Origin of the sequence: Streptomyces sp. NPDC094034 (genome assembly GCF_040303865.1) — a bacterium.
Lineage (GTDB): Bacteria > Actinomycetota > Actinomycetes > Streptomycetales > Streptomycetaceae > Streptomyces.
Map to the genome: position 1 here is coordinate 72973 of NZ_JBEOUD010000035.1, position 15055 is coordinate 88027.

14 protein-coding genes are annotated in these 15055 nt (G+C 70.7%); 3 read left to right on the top strand and 11 right to left on the bottom strand.

Annotated elements, in window-relative coordinates; all coding sequences use genetic code 11:
- Nucleotides 1–22: 22 nt before the first annotated feature.
- The 6 genes from ABTZ59_RS27015 to ABTZ59_RS27040 all read right to left on the bottom strand — a co-directional run bounded on the left by ABTZ59_RS27015 (nt 23) and on the right by ABTZ59_RS27040 (nt 5998).
- Nucleotides 23–859, bottom strand: coding sequence for an ABC transporter ATP-binding protein (locus ABTZ59_RS27015; protein ID WP_351418046.1), 837 nt, complete (start codon nt 857–859; stop codon nt 23–25).
- Nucleotides 856–1686, bottom strand: a complete 831-nt coding sequence (locus ABTZ59_RS27020; RefSeq protein ID WP_351418055.1) for an ATP-binding cassette domain-containing protein — start codon at nt 1684–1686, stop codon at nt 856–858. Before ABTZ59_RS27020 ends, ABTZ59_RS27015 begins: the two co-directional genes overlap by 4 nt.
- Nucleotides 1683–2600, bottom strand: coding sequence for an ABC transporter permease (locus ABTZ59_RS27025; protein WP_351418061.1), 918 nt, complete (start codon nt 2598–2600; stop codon nt 1683–1685). The genes ABTZ59_RS27020 and ABTZ59_RS27025 overlap by 4 nt, the downstream gene beginning before the upstream one ends.
- Nucleotides 2597–3562 (bottom strand): ABC transporter permease, encoded by a 966-nt coding sequence (locus ABTZ59_RS27030; protein ID WP_351418071.1) that lies wholly within the window; start codon nt 3560–3562, stop codon nt 2597–2599. The genes ABTZ59_RS27025 and ABTZ59_RS27030 overlap by 4 nt, the downstream gene beginning before the upstream one ends.
- Nucleotides 3563–3652: 90 nt before the next feature.
- Complete coding sequence (locus ABTZ59_RS27035) at nt 3653–5170, bottom strand: ABC transporter substrate-binding protein (RefSeq protein ID WP_351418078.1); 1518 nt, start codon at nt 5168–5170, stop codon at nt 3653–3655.
- 78 nt (nt 5171–5248) lie between these two features.
- Nucleotides 5249–5998, bottom strand: coding sequence for a DUF1684 domain-containing protein (locus ABTZ59_RS27040; RefSeq protein ID WP_351418082.1), 750 nt, complete (start codon nt 5996–5998; stop codon nt 5249–5251).
- Nucleotides 5999–6216: 218 nt separating this feature from the next.
- Between ABTZ59_RS27040 and ABTZ59_RS27045 the strand changes: the two genes are divergently transcribed.
- Entirely contained in the window at nt 6217–6909 is a 693-nt protein-coding gene (locus tag ABTZ59_RS27045; protein ID WP_351418087.1) for a TIGR03086 family metal-binding protein, read from the top strand.
- A 102-nt stretch (nt 6910–7011) separates the two neighbouring features.
- Here ABTZ59_RS27045 and ABTZ59_RS27050 read toward each other — a convergent pair whose 3' ends face one another.
- A complete protein-coding gene (locus ABTZ59_RS27050) occupies nt 7012–9213 on the bottom strand; it encodes a hypothetical protein (RefSeq protein ID WP_351418092.1) in 2202 nt (733 codons plus the stop codon).
- 66 nt (nt 9214–9279) lie between these two features.
- Here ABTZ59_RS27050 and ABTZ59_RS27055 point away from each other — a divergent pair, with 66 nt between their 5' ends.
- Both ABTZ59_RS27055 and gap read left to right on the top strand, forming a co-directional pair.
- Nucleotides 9280–10236, top strand: coding sequence for a GlxA family transcriptional regulator (locus tag ABTZ59_RS27055; protein WP_351418097.1), 957 nt, complete (start codon nt 9280–9282; stop codon nt 10234–10236).
- A 107-nt stretch (nt 10237–10343) separates the two neighbouring features.
- Nucleotides 10344–11342 carry a type I glyceraldehyde-3-phosphate dehydrogenase gene (gene gap / locus ABTZ59_RS27060; protein WP_351418105.1) on the top strand — a complete coding sequence of 333 codons (999 nt, stop codon included), beginning with the start codon at nt 10344–10346 and terminating at the stop codon, nt 11340–11342.
- Between the two features lie 229 nt (nt 11343–11571).
- Here gap and ABTZ59_RS27065 read toward each other — a convergent pair whose 3' ends face one another.
- The 4 genes from ABTZ59_RS27065 to uraD all read right to left on the bottom strand — a co-directional run bounded on the left by ABTZ59_RS27065 (nt 11572) and on the right by uraD (nt 14911).
- The gene (locus ABTZ59_RS27065; RefSeq protein WP_351418118.1) at nt 11572–12960 is read right to left on the bottom strand and encodes an 8-oxoguanine deaminase; all 1389 of its coding nucleotides are present in this window, start codon (nt 12958–12960) and stop codon (nt 11572–11574) included.
- 77 nt (nt 12961–13037) lie between these two features.
- On the bottom strand, nt 13038–14003 hold the full coding sequence (gene pucL / locus ABTZ59_RS27070; protein ID WP_351418125.1) for a factor-independent urate hydroxylase: 966 nt from the start codon (nt 14001–14003) through the stop codon (nt 13038–13040).
- A 3-nt stretch (nt 14004–14006) separates the two neighbouring features.
- Nucleotides 14007–14399 (bottom strand): hydroxyisourate hydrolase, encoded by a 393-nt coding sequence (gene uraH / locus ABTZ59_RS27075; RefSeq protein WP_351418142.1) that lies wholly within the window; start codon nt 14397–14399, stop codon nt 14007–14009.
- Nucleotides 14396–14911 (bottom strand): 2-oxo-4-hydroxy-4-carboxy-5-ureidoimidazoline decarboxylase, encoded by a 516-nt coding sequence (gene uraD, locus ABTZ59_RS27080; RefSeq protein WP_351418153.1) that lies wholly within the window; start codon nt 14909–14911, stop codon nt 14396–14398. The genes uraH and uraD overlap by 4 nt, the downstream gene beginning before the upstream one ends.
- Nucleotides 14912–15055 lie beyond the last annotated feature (144 nt).

A 15055-nucleotide genomic window follows, 5' to 3' on the forward strand; every position in this document is an offset into this window, starting at 1 on the left:
GGTCCCGGTCGCGGTCCTGGTCTCAAAGAGTCTTGGCCGACGGAAGCCTCGGTACGCTCGCGATCAGCCGTCGCGAGTAGGGGTGCGAGGGCGAGCCCAGGACCGACGCGGTGTCGCCCTGCTCCACGACCCGCCCGTGTTCCAGCACCGCCGTCCGCTCGCACAGCGCCGCCACCACCGACAGGTCGTGCGACACCATCGCGATGGTCAGCCCCCGCGTCTCCTTCAACTCGACGAGGAGATCGACGATCCTGACCCGGGTGGTGACATCGAGCGCGCTGACGGGCTCGTCGGCCAGCAGCACCCGGGGCTCGCACACCGTGGCCCTGGCGATGGCGATGCGCTGGCGCTGGCCGCCGGAGAACTCGTGCGGATAACGGCGGGCGGCGTCGGCGGGAAGACCGACCGCCTCCAGCGCGGCGGCCACCCGGGGGTCCTCCTCCCCACGCGCCACCGGCCGGCTCAGACCGAGCGAGCGCAGCGGCTCCGCGACGATACCGCTGACCCGCTGCCGGGGGTCGAGTGAGGAGTAAGGGTCCTGGAACACGCTCTGCACGCCCCGCCGGAAGCGGCGCATCAGCGCGCGGTCGCGGAGCCTGAGCTCGTCCCCGTCGAACAGGATCCGCCCGCTGGTGGGGCGGGCGAGTCCGAGCAGCAGCCGCAGCACCGTGGTCTTGCCGGCGCCGGACTCGCCGACCAGTCCGAGGCTCTGGCCCGCGGTGATGTCGAGGGAGACGCCGTGCAGTACGGGCGGGGCGCCCCGGTAGGCGAACCCCGCCTCCCGCGCGGTCAGGATCGAGGGGGCCGCGGCCCGGTGGTCCGGGGCGGGTGCCGGGGTGGCCGGAATCGGAGTGGTCATCGGACGATCCGTTCCAGAGCGCTTTCGAGGTGCCTGGCACTGTCCACCAGGTCCCGGGTGTACGGGTGCCGGGGGCGCCGCACGATGTCGTCCACACTGCCGGACTCCACGGCCGACCCGTCCTTGAGCACCAGGACATGATCGGTGACGGACGAGACCACCGCCAGATCATGACTGACGAACAGCAGCGCCATGTCCCGCTCGGCGACCAGCCCGTCCAGCAGCGCGAGCACATCGGACTGGACCGTGACATCGAGGGCGGTGGTGGGCTCGTCCGCGATCAGCAGGGCCGGTTCACAGGCCAGCGCCATGGCGAGCGCGACCCGCTGACGCTGTCCACCCGAGATCTCGTGCGGATAGGCGCGGGTGATCCGCTCGGGGTCGGGCAGCCGTACCTGATCGAGGACTTCCGCCACCGCGCGGCGCAGCGCCGGTCCGCGCAGCCCGCGCCACCGGCGCAGCGGTTCGGCGATCTGACGACCGATCCGCATCAGCGGGTCGAGCGCGGTGAGGGGTTCCTGGAAGACGACGGTGGCGGCCCGGCCGCGCAGACCGGTCAGCCGCCGCTCGCTCGCGCCGACGACTTCGGTGCCCGGCGCGTCCGGGGCCGTCCTCAGCACGATGCTGCCCGAGGCGTTCATACCGGGTGGCAGCAGGCCGAGCACGGCGAGCGCGGTGAGGGACTTGCCGGAGCCGGACTCGCCGACCAGCCCGAGCCGGGAGCCCGCGTCGATCGAGAAGGTCAGGTCGGAGACGAGGGTCCGGCCCTGGTCGGTGCGGATCGTCAGTTCGCTGACATCGAGCACCCGCGGATCGCGCGCGTTCATCGGGTCCTCCGCCGGGTGGGGTCGAGGGTGTCGCGCAGTCCGTCGGCGATCAGATTGACGCCCACGACCAGCATGACCAGCAGTACTCCGGGGGCGATGACCCCGGTGGGGGCGGTGAACACGGTCGCCTGCGCCTCCTGGAGCATGCGCCCCCAGGACGCGTTCGGCGGCGGGGCACCGAGCCCGAGGAACGACAGGCTCGCCTCGGCCATGACGGCGAGGCCGAACTGCTGGGCGAGGTTCACCACCAGGGTGGGCCAGATATTGGGCAGCACATGGCCGGTGATCACACGGGGCCAGGAGGTGCCCGAGGTGCGCGCCGCCGTGATGTAGTCCTGCGCCAGCACCCGTTTGACCAGGATCCGGGTCAGCCGGGCCACCACGGCCGTCATCGCGAGCCCGATGGCGAGGATCGCGGAGCTGAGCGAGGCGGAGCGGGCCGCGACCATCAGCATCGCCAGCAGGAGGGTGGGGAAGGCGATCAGAACATCCAGCAGCGTGGAGAGGGTGTCGTCGAGCCATCGGGTGGCGAAGCCCGCGGCGAGACCGAAGCACACACCGAGCACCGCCCCGATCGCGGTCGCACCGAGGCCGGCCTCCAGCGCGATACGGGCGCCCGCCATGAGCTGGGTCAGCAGATCGCGGCCGAGCTTGTCGGTGCCGAGCAGATGCGGCAGTCCGGGCGGGGTGAGCCGGCCGCCCGTGGTGTCCTCGGGGGCGTACGGCACCCAGAACAGCGAGACCAGCGCGGTCACGACGATCAGCCCGAGCAGGACGCAGCCGCTCACCAGGGCCGGGGAGCGACGGCGCCGAGTGACCGGGGGCGTCTTCGCGCGCTCGACGGTGGGGGTGGCGGCCGGCGCGGAGTCCGCTTCTCCGCTCGGGCCGGGGTTCAGGTCGGTCCGCTCGCTCATCGTGCGCCTCCCGACAGTCGGCCGCGCAGCCGGGGATCGATCAGCCGCTGCGCGAGGTCGCTGAGGAATCCGATGACCAGTACCGCGAAGGTGCTCACGAAGAGGACTCCCTGGACCGTGGGGTAGTCGTGCTGGGCGACGGCCTGGGCGAGCAGGCTGCCAAGGCCGGGCAGCGCGAACACCGTCTCGACCACCACCGCGCCCAGCAGGGTGGTGGCGAGTTCGATCCCGAGGACGGAGACGACGGGTACGGCGCCGTTGCGCATGCCGTGCCGCCACATCGCCCGGTTGAACGACGAGCCCAGGGCCCTCGCGGTACGGAGATAGTCGCTGCCGAGGACATCCAGCGCGGCCGACCGTACGTACCGGACGAGGGAGGCCGGCATCACCAGCGCGACGGTGATCACCGGCAGCGCCAGCGAGGTGAGCGCCTCCCCCGGCCGCGCCCAGCCGTCCTGTGGAAACCCTCCGGCGGGCAGTACTCCGAGGCGCAGCGCGAAGACGGTGATGAGGATCATCCCGATCCAGAAGACCGGTACGGCGATCCCCAGTTGGGAGACTCCACTGATCAGCGTCCCGTACCAGGTGGCCGACCGGTGCGCCGCGATGAAGCCGACGGGGACGGCGATCACCACGGCCAGCAGGAAGGAGAGCAGCGTCAGCGGGACGGTGACATCGAGCCGGGAGGTGATCTCCGGGCCGACCGGGAGAGTGCTGACGAACGAGTTCCCCAGATCGAAGGTGGCCAGTTGACGGAGCCACTGAACGAATTGTTCCGGTACGGGGCGGTCCGAGCCGATCTCATGGCGGGCGGCGGCGATCTGCTCCGGGCTCGCGCCGACCGAGAGCAGGGAGTTCGCGGGGTCGCCCGGGAGCAGCCGCAGCAGCAGGAAGAGCACCACGCTGGCCAGGAACAGTGAGCCGGCCAGGAAGGCCAGCCGTCGCAGCAGATAGGAGATCATCAGGCGGGGGACCGATCGACGGAGGCGGGGACCGCGCCGTGCGGGTCCGGGGAGGGTGTGGCGACCGGGCCCGCACGGCGGGGTGAGGCGTCAGCTCTTCTTGATGCCGTAGGCGTGGAACTGCGAGTTGAGACCGTTGAGCGGGTAGCCCGACAGCTTGGTACTGGCCACCACGATCTGCGGGTAGAGGTAGAGCCAGTCGCTCGCCGCGTCCTCGGCGATCTGCCGGTTGACCCGCTTCAGCAGGGCGGTCTGCTGGTCGGTGGTGTCCGACTGCTCGGCCTGCTTCACCCACTCGGTGACCTGCTTGTTGTCGTAGCCCCAGTAGAAGTCCGGGTCGCCGTACCAGACGATGTCGCGGTCGTTGACATGCTCCTGGAGCGTCGCGCTGAAGTCGTGGTTCTTGTAGACCTTGGTGTACCACTCGTCCGGCGTGATGACGTTGATGTCGACCTTGATACCGACCTTGGCCAGCTCCGACTTGATGAAGGTGGCGGCCGTCGGGTGCGGGTCGTAGTTGGGGGTGTCGAGCGTGAAGCTGAAGCCCTTGGGGTAGCCGGCCTCGGCGAGCTGCTTCTTGGCGAGCGTCACGTCGTACGGGTTGACCTTCGTGAGGTCCTCGTACCAGGGGTCGGTGGGCGGCACCATCGAGCCGATCAGTGTGCCGTGGTCGCCCCAGACCGACTGGAGCAGCTTCTTGTTGTCGATCGCGGAGCTGACGGCCTTGCGCACCGTGACGTTGTCGAACGGCTTGACGCGGTCGTTGAAGGCCAGCAGCAGCTTGGTGGTCGAGTTACCGTCGTTGACCTTGTAGTTCGGGTTGTTCTTGAACTGGTCGAGGGCGTCCGGGCTCTGCTCGCTGGTCACCACGTCCACGGCGTTGGTGAGCAGCGCGTTGTTGAGGGCGGTCGCGTCCTTGTAGTAGTGGAAGACGACCTTCGCGTTGGTCGCCGCCGTACCCCAGTACCCCGGGAAGCGCGCCAGGCTGAGCGCGGAGCCCCGGGTCCACTTGTCCAGGGTGTAGGGGCCGGTGCCGTCCTCCGAGGTTTTGAGGTCCTTGGCCGCGGAGTTGACCACCCACACATAGCTGAGGTTGTAGACGAACGAGATCGACTTGGACGACAGGGTCACCTCGACGGTGGCCGGGTCCGGGGTCGCGATCGACTTGACCATGTCGAAGCTGCTCTTGCGCGCCGACTGGGAGTTCTCGGCCCGGACCTTCTCGATGCTGTACTTCACATCGGCGGAGGTGAGGGCCTTGCCCGAGTGGAACTTCACGCCGTCGCGCAGGGTGAAGGTGTAGGTGAGGCCGTCCGGGCTGACAGTGTAGTCCTTGGCGAGCTGCTTCTCGACCTTGCCGCTGTCGGTGAGCTTGAACAGCCCCTCGTAGACATTGCCGTTGAGCGCCTCGGTCACGCCCTGCCCGCCGCCTCCGGTGTTGTCCAGATTCTGCGGTTCGTAGAGCGAGCCGATCCCGACGGTCGCGTTCTTGTCGTACGAGCCGGCGGGCGATTTGCTGTTCGTGCCGGTCCCGGAGCCGCAGGCGGTGAGGGCGAGGGACAGGGTGACCACCAGGGTGCCGCCGAGCAGCGGTACGGACTTTCTCATCACTTCTACTCCTGATCGACTGCCGGACGGGGCCGCGGGGAGGGGCGGTGGGTGCCGGCTGTGGTGCCTTGGGTGTGCTCAGTTGACCGTGTAGCCGTCGCGGAAGACCGGAAGCCTCTCGCCCGCCTCGACGGGCAGGTGCAGCCGGTTCTGCCGCGGCGGCAGTGGACAGTTGTACTGAGCGGAGAATCCGCACGGCGGCACGAACGCGCGATTGAAGTCCAGTACGACCGTTTCGCCGCCGGCCTCGTGCGGGACGAACAGGAAGCGGCCGGCGCCGTAGGTGTCGCCGCCGTTCGTCGGGTCACCGAAGACCAGGAGGAGTGTCCCGTCGTCGTCGAAGGCCGACAGTGTGTAGTCCACGCCGTCCAGTGTGACGTGGATATCGCCGGGCACAACCAGTTCGCGACTGCCTCCGCTGTCGCGAATGTGCTCGAACGGCACCCGTCGGTCGGTGGATACCGGAGTGAAGGTGGCCTCGACCACCCAGTCCGGATGGAACGGATATGCGGCGATATGCGAGAAATGCCGGATGGCCGGAGCGTCCGCGTCCCAGAAGCGCAGCGCCTCTTCCGGCTCGCCGGTATGGAGGTTGGCGCGCCGCACGGTGGTTACGGTCACACCGTCCGGGACCGCGATCCCGGCCCGCTCCTCGGCGGCGTCCACGCCGGGCTCCAGCCAACGGGTCTCCACCAGCGCCAAGTTGCCTGTGGGGCCGGTCACGGCGGCCTGCCGCGCGGCGCGCCAGGTCTCCAGCGCCGCCCGCGCCTCCTCGGCCCGCCGCGCGGCGGCCTCGGTCGGCTCGGAAGAACGGGTGTGCACGGACATGCGGGACTCGCTCCGGTCTGAGGGAATGGTTCGATCCCGCGCGGCGTCGCAGTGGGGTCTGGAACGACTGGATCGTACATACGTAGGGTTATTTCCAGCCATGATTGACCATCCTTCGAGACAGGTTGTCTCGCGCCCGGGACAACAGGGTGTAACCACGGGCCCGGTCGATGTGTTCCGGAGCGATGAGTTTTGGCGGCGGGGCCGGTCTGCTTGGTATGGACACAGAGACCGAGACGCAACCCTTCGACCTGGGCCCCGCGTGCCACGAGACGGCGCGGTTGCTGGGCGGTATCAAGGATGATCAGCTCGCCGGCCCGACGCCCTGTCCCGACTACGCGGTACGGGACGTGCTGGCGCATCTCGTCGGGCTGACGGTGGCGTTCCGCGACGCCGCGGCGAAGAAGTCCGGGCCGACGACGGACACACCGCCGGATGCCGCCCTTCCCGTACTGCCCGACGACTGGCGTGAGGTGCTCCCCCGGCAGTTGGACGAACTGGCCGAATCCTGGCGTTCGCCCGCCGCCTGGCAGGGCGGCACCCGGGTCGGTGGTGTCGATCTGCCGGGCGCGGTGGCCGGGCTGGTGGCCCTCAATGAAGTGCAGATCCACGGCTGGGACCTGGCGCGGAGCACGGGGCTGCCGTACGCCCCCGCCGAGGCGTCGCTCCGGGCGTCGCTCGCGGTGCTGGCACCGCCCCCGGCGGCCGGGTCCGACGGATCCGATGGGCCTGATGGATCCGATGCGTCCGGCGGGCCTGATGGACCCGGCGGGTCCGATGATCCTGGCGGCTCGGGCCCGGCTCCGGACGGCGTGTTCGGGCCGCCGGTCGAAGTCCCCGAGGACGCCCCACTGCTGGACCGGGTGATCGGCCTGAGCGGTCGCCGCCCCGACTGGCGGCCCGGGGAGTGAGCGGGGCGTGAGCGGGGCCGGCCGCCCGAGGGTCCGGGGGGCTCTGCGGTCGGCCGGCCCGGAACCGACGCCCGGGTCGTCCGCGGGCCCGCCCGAACGCGGTCAGTCGGCGGCGGCCCGGGCGTCGGTGCGCCGGGAGGCGGTGGCGGTGCGCAGCAGTGCGCGGGCCGCCTCCTGGAAGCGTGTGTCCGAGGAGACGACATCCGGTTCCAGGCCCGTGCCCCATATCCGGTGGTCCCGTTCCGCCAGGGTGGTCAGCCGGTGCAGTGCGGACTCCGTCAGGGATTCCGGGCCGAGCGCCGCGAGGGCTTCCAGGGCCCTCATTGGGTCCGCGTGGCGTTCGGCGCAGCTCAGGAGCGTGTCCGCGAGACGCGCGTGATCGGCCAGGTGGGCATGGTCGGCGTCGTGGGTCCGGTCGGCGTCGTCCGGGGCCGCGGTTCCGGTGGCGAGCAGGGCCAGGGCCATCGACGGGGCCCGTTCGGGGTGGGCCAGTCCCCGTTCCAGGGCCGGACGGAGCGTCGCGGCGGCCGGGCCGAGCCGGGCGGCGGCGCGGGCGGCGTGGACGGCTGTCCAGCGCATCCACTCGCTGCCCGACGCCTCCAGTACGGCGGCGATCACCGGCAACGCCTCCCCCGGATCACCGGTCAGCCGCCACAGGGCGAGGGCGATGTCCACGTCCGCGTCCAGCCGTGGGCTCGTCACACGATCGTCGTCCGTACCGAGCGCCGCCCGCAGACGCGGAATCAGCACGGCGGCGTCCTTACCGAGATCGGCCGTGGCCCGGGCGGCCTGCCGTACGCGGTGGAGGTCGGCCGCCTCGAGCTCCGCGGCGAGAACGGTCAGCAGTGGTTCAAGGTCGCCGGTGAGGGAGTGGAGCGCACGCGCGGCGGCGAACCGGCCGGGCTCGGGCCCCTCGGCGGCGGCCTCCGCCAGCGGCACGACAGCCCTCCCCGGATCGACGGCCGCCAGTGCGGCGGGCACGAACGCGGGAAACTCGCCGAGCAGCGCGGCCAGTTCGGGAAAAGCGGGCGCGGCTCGCTCGCCCCAGGAGGCGAGCAGCCGGATGAGCCGGTTCGGCTCGTTCCCGTGGAGCTCCGGCACGGTCAGTCTGACTCTGGCGGCGTCCAGCAGCTCCGGGTGGTACGGAAACGGCCTGTCGTGGTCGGTGCGGGGGAAGCCGCTGGCGGCGCCGAGGGCCGCCGGGCGCCCGGCCAGATCACGCGCGAGCAGCGGGGCCGCCCGCTCGGGGTCCACGACCACCAGGACTTTGAGCGCGCGGTCCGCGACATCGCCGCCCCCGGAGGCGAGCGCCGTCAGCGCGGGCGCCGCGGCGAGCGCGTACGGTCCGAGCTTGTCCAGGGCGCTGAGCGCCGGGCGCGCCGACGCCGGGTCGTCCAACAGCGCGATCAGCGGGTTCGCCAGCCGGGCGGGCGCGCTCCGCGAGGACACACACGCCTGCTCCGTCGCCCACAGGGCCTCCGCGCGCACCTCGTCGTCCGGGACGCGCAGCGCGAAATCGAGCAGCGCGAACGCCGCCTCGCGATCCGCGGGGGTGTCGCGGTCCAGCAGCGCCTCGACGATGTGGTGCAGCGGTTCCGTCCGCTCCGTGTCGAAGCGGTCGGCGACCAGTTGGCCGGCCGGCAGCAGGGACAGCACGGTCTGATGGTGGCTCCCGGTCCAGGGCAGCCCCAGGTCCAGAGTGCCGAAGACGGCGGCGATCCGGAGCTCCCCGGGCTCCCCCGCCGCCAATGCCCCCATGACCATGCCCATCGCCGCGCCCGCGGGGTCGAGCAGTACCGCCCCCGCCAGCAACTCGGCCCGTACGAGCGGCTCCTTCTCCCGCTTCCAGCGCCGCAGCAGCACCGGAAGAACGGGCTCCGCGGCCCCCGTACGCACCGCCGCCCAGACGGCCGCCTGCCGCACCGCCTTGTCCTCGGCGTCGACCAGCGGCAGGATCAGGGGCAGTTGGCCGATCACGGCGGCCTGGCACTCGCCGGGCGGCGTGCCGTCATAAACGGCCTCGCTCTCGGCTATCCCCCCGAGAAGGACGAGCAGATCGTCGGTGCGCACCCCGGCGGCGGCCAGCCCGGCGAGATACGGCACGGCCCGCGCGGACGCCTCGTACACCGACCCCTGGTGGAGGATGCTGCTGTACAGCTCGCCCAGCGCCTCCCCGGCCGCCTCCTCGTCCGCACCCGCCAGCGCCCGCAGCGCCTCGGGCACGTCTTCGGCGCTGCCGTAGGCGTGCTCGAGCTCCGCCCACGGCTGGGCGTCAAGGTCGGCCAATACCTGTGCGAGATCCATGGCGGGAATGCTGCCACGGGGGTCTGACAACGGCGCCCGACGTCCTGCCCCGCGTAACCTCGTCCTGTGTCAGCCTCCCGCCTGAATCGCGTCGCCGTCCTTGTGCTGGAGGGTGCGAAGCCGCTCGATGTCGGCATTCCCGCGCAGGTTTTCACGACCCGCGCGAGCATGCCGTACGAGGTGCGGGTGTGCGGCGCGACACCCGGCCTGGTGACCGGCGGCGACGGCCTCGCGTACGACGTCGCCCACGGCCTCGACGCGCTCGCGTGGGCCGACATCGTCTTCGTCCCCGGCTACCGGTTCCCGGACCGCGACGACCCGCCGCGGGCCGTCGTCGACGCGCTGATCGCCGCCCACGACCGGGGCGCGCGGCTCGCCGCCATCTCGACGGGTGCCTTCGCGCTCGCCGCCACGGGGCTGCTCGACGGCAGGCGCGCCACGACGCACTGGCACTACACGCGGGCACTCATGGCCAGGCATCCGCTCGTCCAGGTCGACGAGAACGTGCTGTTCGTCGACGAGGGCAGCGTGCTCACCTCGGCCGGCGCCGCCTCCGGCATCGACCTGTGTCTGCACATCCTGCGCGGCGATCTCGGAGTGGCCGCGTCCAACCACGCGGCCCGGCGTCTGGTCGCCGCCCCCTACCGCAGCGGCGGGCAGGCCCAGTACGTACCGCGCAGCGTGCCCGAGCCGCTCGGCGAGCGGTTCGCCGCCACCCGCGAGTGGGCGCTGCACCGGCTCGGCGAGCACCTCACCCTCGGCACACTGGCGCGGCAGGCGGGAGTCTCGCCGCGCACGTTCTCCCGGCGCTTCGTCGAGGAGACCGGCTACACGCCGATGCAGTGGGTGATGCGCGCCCGTATCGACCTGGCCCGCGAACTGCTGGAGCGCTCGCAGCGGGGCGTCGAACAGATCGCCGCCGACGTCGGGCTCGGCACCGGCGCGAATCTGCGCCTGCACTTCCAGCGCATCCTCGGCACCACACCGAGCGAGTACCGGCGCACCTTCACCCGGGGCGAGTAACCCGCCCGGCGCCGCGTGACGGGATCCTTTCGAACCATGGCGATCCCGCCACTGTCGGCGGCCCTGGCCGCGGGCGAGCCTGGTGGCGAAGGGAAGGGACACCACTCATGACTCGCATCGCCATCAACGGATTCGGCCGCATCGGACGCAATGTGCTGCGCGCGCTGCTGGAGCGCGACAGCGCCCTGGAGATCGTCGCTGTCAACGACCTGACGGAGCCCGCCGCTCTCGCCCGGCTGCTCGCCTACGACAGCACGGCCGGCCGGCTCGGGCGTCCGGTGACCGTCGAAGGGGACACCCTCCTCGTCGACGGCCGTCGGATCACGGTGCTGGCCGAACGCGAACCGGCGCGGCTGCCGTGGGCCGAACTCGGCGTCGACATCGTCCTGGAAGCCACCGGCCGCTTCACCTCGGCCAAGGCCGCCCGCGCCCACCTCGACGCGGGCGCGAGGAAGGTACTCGTCAGCGCGCCGTCGGACGGCGCCGACGTCACGCTCGCGTTCGGGGTCAACACCGACGCCTACGACCCCGCCGTGCACACGATCGTCTCGAACGCCTCCTGCACCACCAACGCGCTCGCGCCGCTGGCCGCGGTCCTCGACGAACTCGCCGGTATCGAGCACGGGTTCATGACGACGGTGCACGCCTACACACAGGAGCAGAACCTCCAGGACGGTCCGCACCGCGACGCCCGTCGCGCCCGGGCCGCCGGCGTCAATATCGTGCCGACCACGACCGGTGCCGCCAAGGCGATCGGCCTGGTGCTGCCGAACCTCAACGGCAAGCTGTCGGGCGACTCGATCCGCGTACCCGTGCCGGTGGGCTCGATCGTCGAGCTCAACACGACGGTGGCCCGCGATGTGACACGCGACGATGTGCTGGCGGCGTACCGCGCCGCGGCGGAAGGGCCGCTCGCCGGCGTCCTGGAGTACTCGGACGACCCGCTCGTGTCGTCCGACATCACCGGCAATCCCGCCTCGTCGATCTTCGACTCGGCCCTCACTCGCGTCGACGGCCGCCACGTCAAGGTGGTCGCGTGGTACGACAACGAGTGGGGCTTCTCGAACCGCGTGATCGACACGCTTGAGCTGCTCGCCATCCGCTGATCTGACGCCGGGCCTGCTGCGCGGTCCGGGCCGGCGCCATCGGCTCCCCCTCGCGTGCGGGCACGAGACACATCTCACCGTCCCGGGAGGTGAGGTACCGGCAGCGTGCGGTACGACACCTCCCGGGCACGGCTGCCAGAGACCCCGCTGGGGTCCCTGGCCTCCGGTCGTGGGCCGTCCCCCGCGACCGGATGTCCTGAAGTGTGTCCTGGCGTGTGCCCTGGCGGGATCAGCCCTGTTCGGCGATCCGCGCGAGACGCTGGGCCTCGGTCCGTGTGTGGCGGGCGATGGTGTCCTCGTCCACCGTGGTCAGATGACCGCCCTCCACCACGGGTCGGCCGTTGACGAGGGAGAGTGTGACGGGGGCGGCGGCGCCGAAGATCAGCGCGGTCACCGGGTCCGCGATGGAGGCGTGGGCGAGGGTGTCCAGCTTCCACATGACCAGGTCGGCGAGCTTCCCCGGCTCGATGGAGCCGATCTGGTCGGCGCGGCCGAGGACCTGGGCACCACCGTACGTACCGAGCCGCAGCGCCTGGCGGGCGTTGAGCGCGGACTCGCCGTGGGCGCTGAGCCGGTTGATGAGCAGCGCGTTGCGCAGTTCGGTGTGGAGTTCCCCGGACTCGTTCGAGGCGGTGCCGTCGACACCGAGGCCGACCGGTACACCGGCCCTGAGCATGTCGGGGACCCGCGCGATCCCGGCGGCGAGCCGGGCGTTGGACGAGGGGCAGTGGGCGACGCCCGTGCCGGTACGGCCGAAGGCCTGGATGTCGGTGTCGTTCATATGGACGCAGTGGGCCATCCACACATCGGGGCCGAGCCAGCCGGTCGACTCGAAGTAGTCGGTGGGCCCCATCCCGAACAGTTCCTTGCAGAACTGTGCCTCCTCCACCGTCTCGCTGCCGTGGGTGTGCAGCCTGACGCCCTTGCGGCGCGCCAACTCGGCGCCCTGCTTCAGCAGTTCGGTGGTGACGGAGAAGGGCGAGCAGGGCGCTACGGCGATCTGGGTCATCGCGTCGAAGGAAGCGTCGTGGTGGTTGTCGATGGTCTTCTCGGTGGCGGCGAGCGCGCTGTCGAGGGATTCGACGGCGAAGTCCGGGGGCAGTCCGCCGTCCGATGTGCCGCGGTCCATGGAGCCGCGGGCGAGGGTGAACCGTACGCCCATCTCCGCCGCGGCCTCGATGATCGCACCGGACAGGTCGCCCGTGCCGCGCGGATGGACGTAGTGGTGGTCCATCGCGGTGGTGACACCGCCGCGCACCATCATCGCCAGCGAGCCCTGCGCGGCGGCGCGGACCATCGGCTCGTCGAGCCGCGCCCAGGTCGGATACAGCGCGACCAGCCAGTTGAACAGATTGTGGTCGGTGGCGAGTCCGCGGGTGAGCCACTGGTAGAAGTGGTGGTGTGTGTTGACCAGGCCGGGCGTGACGAGATGGCCGGTGCCGTCGATACGGCGGACCGCGTTCTCGGGCTCGCGCTCCGGACGGACCGGGGCCGGGCCCGCGCCGACCGACTCGATCCGGTTGTCCGCGACGACGACATGTCCCGAGGTGTACTCGGTGTCGTGCGCGTCCACCGTCGCGATGGCGCAGTTCTCGATGACGATACGCGAAGCAGCCATGGCGGTTCCTCTTCCTGATTCCTGAGTCCGGGGCTGAGTTCGGGCTGAGTTCGGGCTGAGTTCGGGCCGACGACGGGTCAGAGATTGGTCAGATCGACCGGGATCCGCGGCTCGGTTCCGTCCCGCAGGACGGTCGCCTCGATCAGCCCGTAGGGCCGGTCCGCCGCGAGGTAGACCTCGTTGTCGTTCTTCAGTCCGAACGGCTCCAGATCCACCAGGAAATGATGCTTGTTCGGCAGCGAGAACCGGATCTCGTCGATCTCGCCACAGCGGTCGATGATCCTCGAACCCATCTGGTAGAGGGTCTGCTGGAGAGAGAGCGAGTAGGTCTCGGCGAAGGCCTGGAGCAGATGCCTCCTGGCCTCCTCGTAGGACCGCTCCCAGTCCGGCATGCGGGTGTCGTCGCCCGACCAGCCGTAACGCCACCTGGCGGACACCTCGGTGGCAAGGATGCGGTCGTACGCCTCTTTGAGAGTGGTGTACTTGTCCTTGACGTAACCCCAGAATTCGGAGTCCGTCGAGTTCATCACGGTCAGATCCTTCAGACCGGAGATGACCTGCCAGCGCTCACCGTCGAAGGTGATCTGGGTGAGCCGGGTCTCCTGGCCCTTGCGGACGAAGGAGTGCTTGGCCTCGTCCGCGCCGACGTGCCCGGAGTCGCCGCCCGAGGTCTCGATGCGCTCCCAGGCGTACTCCTCGATCCGGATGCGCGCCTGCCGGATCGGCTCCTGACTGGTGACGAAGTGCCGGGCGAGATGGATACCGAACCGCTCGGCCGATTCGACGCCGTGTTCCTTGGCGAACGCGTAGACCGTGTTCTTGGTGGTGTCGGTCGGCAGTACATGCGCGTTGGAGCCCGAGTAGTGGACGTCCTCCATCTCGCCGGAGAGCGCGACGGAGACATTGAGGTCCTTGACGTGGTGGGTGCCGCCGTCCCGCGTGATCCTGACGACGCGGTTCTCCGCCTTGCCGTACTGGTTCTGACCGAGCGTCACGGGGCGGCTCGGGCGGCTCGGGCGGCTCGGGCGGGGCTGATCGGTCATGTCCTAGCTCCCTCGGTATACGGAGTAGCCGAACGGGTTGAGCAGCAGCGGTACGTGATAGTGCTCGCCGGGGGTGACGGTGAAGGTGATCGCCACCTCCGGGAAGAACACACCGCGGTCCCTCGCGCGGGGGGCGTCCTGCCGTGCCTCGGCTTCCTGCCTGCTGGTGAAGTACGCCTCGGTCTCGAAGTCGAGACGTACCCGCGTGGTGCCCACCGGCAATTCCGGCAGATCCTCGCACCGCCCGTCTGCGTCGGTACGCGCACCGCCGAGCGCCTCCCACCGCGCGCCGGGGCCGCCACGGGCCGCGAGCGCGATGGCGACGCCCTCGGCGGGGCGTCCGATGCTGGTGTCCAGGATGTGGGTGGACACCGAGGCCGTGGTGGCGGTGCTCATGAGTCGTCGTCCTCCGCTACGAGACGGGTCAGCCGGATCCGGTTGATCTTGCCGAGTTCGGTGCGCACGATCGCACGCTCCCGTTCCGGTGTGTGGCCCATCCGGCTCTTCAGCGCGTCGCGCATTCGCTCACCGGTGGCTCCGGTGGCGCAGATCAGGAAGACATGTCCGAACCGCTCCTGGTAGGCGAGGTTCAGTTCGAGCATCTCGGCCTTCAGCTCCTGCGACGCGCCCGCCATCCCGCGCTGTTCACGGGCGGAGGCCGGGTCTTCCGGCTTCGGCCGGCCGATCGGCGGGTGTCCCGCCAGCGCCTCGGCCAGTTCCGCGCCGTCCAGCTCACGGGTCGCGGTGTCACTGGCGGCGAGGAGAGCGTTCAGATCGGGGAACGGGCGCCGGGCGAGGACCTTGGCCCCCCACGCCCGGCCGGCGCACACCTCGTGCAGTGCGGCCAGCGCCACATCGTCGGGTGAGGTGTTGAACCGGGTGAGACCCGGTCGCGGTGTCGACGTCACGGGAGCCTCCGTGGCTGTGCTGGGCGGGCTTCGCCCAGGTCCTGTCCGGTCGATCATCTGCGTCGGCGCAAGTAATGTCGTGGTGTGAGTAGCAGCGAAGAGAGCATCCGACTGGCGGCGGGCGACGCCGAGTTGACCATTACC

What these genes read in the sequence shown, in the direction of transcription:
- ABTZ59_RS27015 (WP_351418046.1), bottom strand. Translation starts at nt 859, where the DNA reads ATGACCACTCCGATTCCGGCCACCCCGGCACCCGCCCCGGACCACCGG.
- ABTZ59_RS27035 (WP_351418078.1), bottom strand. Translation starts at nt 5,170, where the DNA reads ATGAGAAAGTCCGTACCGCTGCTCGGCGGCACCCTGGTGGTCACCCTG.
- ABTZ59_RS27065 (WP_351418118.1), bottom strand. Translation starts at nt 12,960, where the DNA reads ATGGCTGCTTCGCGTATCGTCATCGAGAACTGCGCCATCGCGACGGTG.
- ABTZ59_RS27045 (WP_351418087.1), top strand. Translation starts at nt 6,217, where the DNA reads ATGGACACAGAGACCGAGACGCAACCCTTCGACCTGGGCCCCGCGTGC.
- ABTZ59_RS27040 (WP_351418082.1), bottom strand. Translation starts at nt 5,998, where the DNA reads ATGTCCGTGCACACCCGTTCTTCCGAGCCGACCGAGGCCGCCGCGCGG.
- ABTZ59_RS27050 (WP_351418092.1), bottom strand. Translation starts at nt 9,213, where the DNA reads ATGGATCTCGCACAGGTATTGGCCGACCTTGACGCCCAGCCGTGGGCG.
- uraH (WP_351418142.1), bottom strand. Translation starts at nt 14,399, where the DNA reads ATGAGCACCGCCACCACGGCCTCGGTGTCCACCCACATCCTGGACACC.
- gap (WP_351418105.1), top strand. Translation starts at nt 10,344, where the DNA reads ATGACTCGCATCGCCATCAACGGATTCGGCCGCATCGGACGCAATGTG.
- ABTZ59_RS27020 (WP_351418055.1), bottom strand. Translation starts at nt 1,686, where the DNA reads ATGAACGCGCGCGATCCGCGGGTGCTCGATGTCAGCGAACTGACGATC.
- ABTZ59_RS27025 (WP_351418061.1), bottom strand. Translation starts at nt 2,600, where the DNA reads ATGAGCGAGCGGACCGACCTGAACCCCGGCCCGAGCGGAGAAGCGGAC.
- pucL (WP_351418125.1), bottom strand. Translation starts at nt 14,003, where the DNA reads ATGACCGATCAGCCCCGCCCGAGCCGCCCGAGCCGCCCGAGCCGCCCC.
- ABTZ59_RS27030 (WP_351418071.1), bottom strand. Translation starts at nt 3,562, where the DNA reads ATGATCTCCTATCTGCTGCGACGGCTGGCCTTCCTGGCCGGCTCACTG.